Source organism: Xanthomonas sp. SHU 166 (assembly GCF_000364685.1).
Classification (GTDB): domain Bacteria; phylum Pseudomonadota; class Gammaproteobacteria; order Xanthomonadales; family Xanthomonadaceae; genus Xanthomonas_A; species Xanthomonas_A sontii.
In genome coordinates this window covers 1-4,751 of sequence record NZ_AQOJ01000713.1, presented here as the reverse complement: position 1 = coordinate 4,751, position 4,751 = coordinate 1, and the positions used below count along the sequence as shown (strand labels likewise).

The 4,751-nt window shown below is 69.2% G+C and carries 2 protein-coding genes and 2 pseudogenes; all 4 read left to right on the top strand.

The window, feature by feature from the left end:
- Positions 1–228 (top strand): annotated as a pseudogene (locus tag D180_RS24655) (methyl-accepting chemotaxis protein); the annotation flags it as partial.
- 237 nt (positions 229–465) lie between these two features.
- A complete protein-coding gene (locus D180_RS16645; RefSeq protein WP_017913687.1) occupies positions 466–1,236 on the top strand; it encodes a transporter in 771 nt (256 codons plus the stop codon).
- 13 nt (positions 1,237–1,249) lie between these two features.
- Positions 1,250–3,617 (top strand): annotated as a pseudogene (locus D180_RS16640) (methyl-accepting chemotaxis protein).
- Positions 3,618–3,865: 248 nt separating this feature from the next.
- Positions 3,866–4,751, top strand: an 886-nt coding sequence (locus D180_RS16635) for an MCP four helix bundle domain-containing protein (RefSeq protein ID WP_017913685.1), incomplete at its 3' end; no start/stop codon positions are given.

Below are 4,751 nucleotides of genomic sequence, written 5' to 3'. Positions count from 1 at the left end.
GCGCGTTCGATGGAAGACCAGGCCGGCCAGCTCAACCAGGCCGTGGCCCTGTTCAAGCTGGACACCAGCGCCACGGTGACGAGCGCCGCGCCGGCGCCTGTGCGCCGCCCCGCTCCGCCAGCCCCTGCTGCCCCGGCGGCAAAACCAAGGCGACCGGCAGCGGCGCCGTTGCGGGCGGTCCCGCGCGCGACCACGTCGACCGACGACGGGCAGTGGCAGGAGTTCTGAGCCGCTGCAGCGCCCCGCTGCCACCGCGAGGCGCGCTGTGCGTCTCGCGGTGCGGCTGCCGGGCACCGGGTGACGACGTCCACAGAACGCTTAGCGCGTCACGCTCGTAAAGAAAGTGTATTCAGGGTCGATATAGAAAGCGGAACTGCCATGCCATGGGCGCCGCGACGCGCGCCCCGGCGCCGGCCGCACTGCGCCCGGATCCACGGTTCCGACCGAACCGCCACGGGAGCCGCCATGAAGCGACGCGTTATCGCCACCTGTCTGACCTTGTGCGGCCTCGCCAGCCTCGCAGGCCATGTCCATGCCGAGGCCGAGCCGATCGCCACCGATCGACCGGACTTCGTCGAATCCAGCCTCACCGTCGGCGACCGTCGCCTGCAGGTGGAAACCAGCGTGGCCTGGGAACGCGACGGCGATGTCGACGGCTATGCCACGCCCACCCTGTTCCGCTACGGCATCGGCCCGACCTGGGAACTACGCCTGGAGACCGACGGCTGGCAGACCATCGACGTCCCCGTCGGCGGCGACGTCTCCGGCTTCTCCGACATCTCGCTGGGCCTCAAGCACCACCTGGCCAGCGAGATCGGCGGCGCCTCGCTGGCCTGGCTGCTGCACGTGGACCTGCCCAGCGGCGCGCGCAACGTACGCGGCAGCGGCGCACGCCCCTCGTTCCGCCTGGTGGCCGAATGGGAACTCAGCGACAGCGTGTCCCTGGGCATGATGCCGGGCGTGATCCGCGACGAAGGCGACGGCGGGCATCGCTACACCGCCGGCATCTTCGGCGTGGTGCTGGGCAAGGCCTGGAACGACCGTACCCGCTCGTTCGTGGAGCTGGCCCTGCCGCAGATCGCGCATGCCGACGACGGCGGCACCATCGCCCTGCTCGACATCGGCTCGGCCTGGCTGCTCACCCAGGACGTGCAGCTGGACGTGGTGTACAGCCGCGGCCTCAACGACCGTTCGCCGGACCACGCGCTCGGCGCGGGCCTGTCCTTCCGTTTCTGATCGGGCCACACCGATGAAAATCATGCATATGCTCGGGATCCTGGTGCTGGTGGCGGTGCTCGCCCTGCTCGCGCTGGGCGGGGTCGGCTACGGCGCGCAGCAGGGGCTGCTGCGCTCGGTCGCCGCGCAGGTCGTGTCCTCGGACGCGCTGCGCAACCACATGCAGGCCGACATGATGCACGACGCGCTGCGTGGCGACGTCACCGCTGCGCTGCTGGCGGCGGCGCATCGGGATGCGGACGGGGTCAAGGCGGCGCGTGCGGCGCTGGGCGAACACGCCGGCGAGTTCCGCAAGGCGCTGGACGACAACCAGAAGCTGCCGCTGGACGGCACCCTGCGCGCGCAACTGGATGCGGCGGGACCGGCGTTGCAGCGCTACATCGCCGCCGCCGACAAGGTGGTGACGCTGGCCGAGTCGCAGGGCGACAGCAGTGCCGCCTATGCCGACTTCACCGCGCAGTTCACGCGGCTGGAAGCCGAGATGGACACGATCAGCGACAGCATCCTGGCGCTGAACGAGCAGAGCCGCAAAGCCGCCGAACAGCAGAGCCAGCGCGCCACCTGGCAGCAGGCCGGCGCGGTGCTGGTGGCCGTGCTGTGCCTGGCCGCGGCCGCGGCCTGGATCCTGCGCTCGGTCGCGCAATTGCTCGGCGGCGAGCCGCGGGTGGCGATGGACGCGGCCCAGCGCATCGCCGAGGGCCGCCTGGACCAGCCCATCCCGGTCGCGGCCAGGCACGGGCGCAGCCTGATGGCGGCGCTGGCGCGGATGCAGCGCGAACTGCGCGAGCGCATCGAACGCGAACGCAGCGTCGCCGCCGAAAACCTGCGCATCCGCACCGCCCTGGACAACGCGTCCACCGGCATGTACATCGCCGATCCCGACCTGACCATCATCTACGCCAACACCGCGCTGCAGACCCTGCTGCAGACCCACGCCGAGGACATCCGCGCCTGCGCGCCGGCATTCGACCGCTCTGCGCCCCTGCTGGGCCAATCGGTGGCGCTGCTGGAAGTCGGCAATTCGCAGGACGCCGAGATCTACCAGCGGCTGGATCGGCAGGGCGCGGCGCAGCGCGAGGTGCGCTACCGCGAGGTCTGCATCGCCCAGGAGATTTCCGCCATCCGCAATGCCGAGGGCGCGCACCTGGGCTTCGTCTGCGAATGGCGCGACCGCACCGCCGAGACCCGGGTGGAAGCGGAAGTGGCCGCGGTGGTGCGCAGCGCCGCCGCCGGCGACCTGTCGCAGCGCATCGACCGCACCGGCAAGCAGGGCTTCTTCCTGATGCTGGCGCAGCAACTCAACGGCCTGCTCGACGCCAACGCGATCAGCATCGCCGAGGTCTCGCGGCTGCTCAGCGCGCTGGCCGACGGCGATCTCGGCGCGCGCATGCACGGCGAGTTCCACGGCATCTTCGCCACCATGCGCGACGACGCCAACGGCACCGCCGAGCGCCTGGCCGACATCGTCGGCCGCATCCAGCGCGCCGCCGGCGACATCCACAGCGCCGCCACCGAAATCGCCCAGGGCAACAGCGACCTGTCGCAGCGCACCGAACAGCAGGCCGCCAGCCTGGAGGAAACCGCCGCCTCGATGGAAGAGCTGACCGCCACGGTCAAGCAGAACGCCGAGCATGCACGGCAGGCCAACCAGCTCGCCGCCGGCGCCGCCGCGGTCGCCTCGCAAGGCGGCGCGGTGGTCGGCCAGGTGGTGGACACCATGAGCGGCATCGAGACCGCATCGAAGAAGATCGCCGACATCATTTCGGTGAGACGGCATCGCCTTCCAGACCAACATCCTGGCGCTCAACGCCGCGGTGGAAGCCGCACGCGCCGGCGAACAGGGCCGCGGTTTCGCGGTCGTGGCCAGCGAGGTGCGGGTGCTGGCGCAACGCTCGGCCAACGCCGCCAAGGAGATCAAGGGTCTGATCGACGACTCGGTCGGCCGCGTCGCCACCGGCGCGGAACTGGTACAGCGCGCCGGCCAGACCATGCAGGAGATCGTGGCCTCGGTGGGCCGCGTCACCGACATCATGGGTGAGATTTCCGCGGCCTCGCAGGAGCAGTCCGCCGGCATCGAGCAGGTCAACCGCACCGTCACGCAGATGGACGAGAGCACCCAGAAGAACGCTGCCCTGGTCGAGGAAGCCACCGCCGCGGCGCGGTCGATGGAGGACCAGGCGGCGCAGCTGAGCGACGCGGTGGCGGTGTTCCGGCTGGAACAGCATGCCGCGCATGCCGCCCCTGCCCCGGCCTTCATCGCCGCGGTGGTGGCCGGCCATTCGGCCACCGCTGCGACGTCGCATGCCACGCAGGCGTCCCAGCCGAACGCGCAGGCCCTCGCCGACGCGATCGGCACCCAGTGGCAGCCGCTCACCGCTTGAGGAGCCGTGTAGGGAAATGAATCAGACAGCGTCGGGAATCGTCTTACGACCAACGACGCATCCAGAACTACGCCGTCACGCCGATATCACCTTCGAGCGATGGCGGCATGTTGTACGGCACGACATTGGGTTTCCTTTCTTCACTTTTCTGACCGCCACGCCCACCTCTCCGGCGACGTGAACGCAGCCGGAGTCTGTAGGGACAAGGACCTGGACGCCCCAGGGACACCGTCAATGAAGAGGTCGACATGAATGCCTTTCTGCAACGCTACAACGTGGGACGCCGCCTCGGCGGTGCCTTCGGCCTGCTGATCCTGCTGTCCTGCCTGCTGGTCGCGGCCGGCCTTTTATCCATGACAGGCGCGCGCCATGAACTGGACAGCATCGTCAAGGTCAATGTCGAGAAGATGCGGATCAGCAACGACATGCTCGATGCCAACTCAAGCATCCTGGTCGCACTCGGCACGCTGTCCATGGTGACCAGCGAGGATCTCAACAAAGAGGCGCTCGCCGAGATCAAGGATAAGCGTCAACGCTATAGCGACCTGCGCAACGAACTGGAAAAGTTTCCCGCAACCAGTGCCAGCGTGGTCAAATTGCGCGCCGACATCGATGCCGCGCGCGATATCGCGCGCACCCTCAACAATCAGGTGATCGACCTGGCGAGCGCCGGGCGCAACGCCGAGGCGCAGACACTGCTGACCGAGCGTTCGCGCCCGGCCACGCTTGCGTGGCAAGCGAAAATCCGCCAGAACGTCGCCTTGCAGGAACAGCAGACGCGCGACGCCTACGCCACGGCAACGCGCGCCATGGCGCGCGGCCGCAACATGCTCATCGCAGGTGGAGTGGCCGTCCTGGTCGTCAGCGTCTTCCTGGCCTGGGCGATCACCCGCAGCCTGACCATGCCGCTGAACCGCGCCACGCGTGCCGCCGAGGCCATCGCCAGCGGCCGCCTGGACAACGACGTCACGACCGACGCTCGCGACGAGCCGGGCCGCCTGCTGCTGGCGATGGACGCGATGCAGCGGCAGTTGCAGCGCTTCTCCGGCGAAACGGCGTTGATGATCGAACTGCATGCCGACAAGGACATCAGCCACCGCATGCCGCTGGATTTCCCGGGCGTGTACGGCGAGT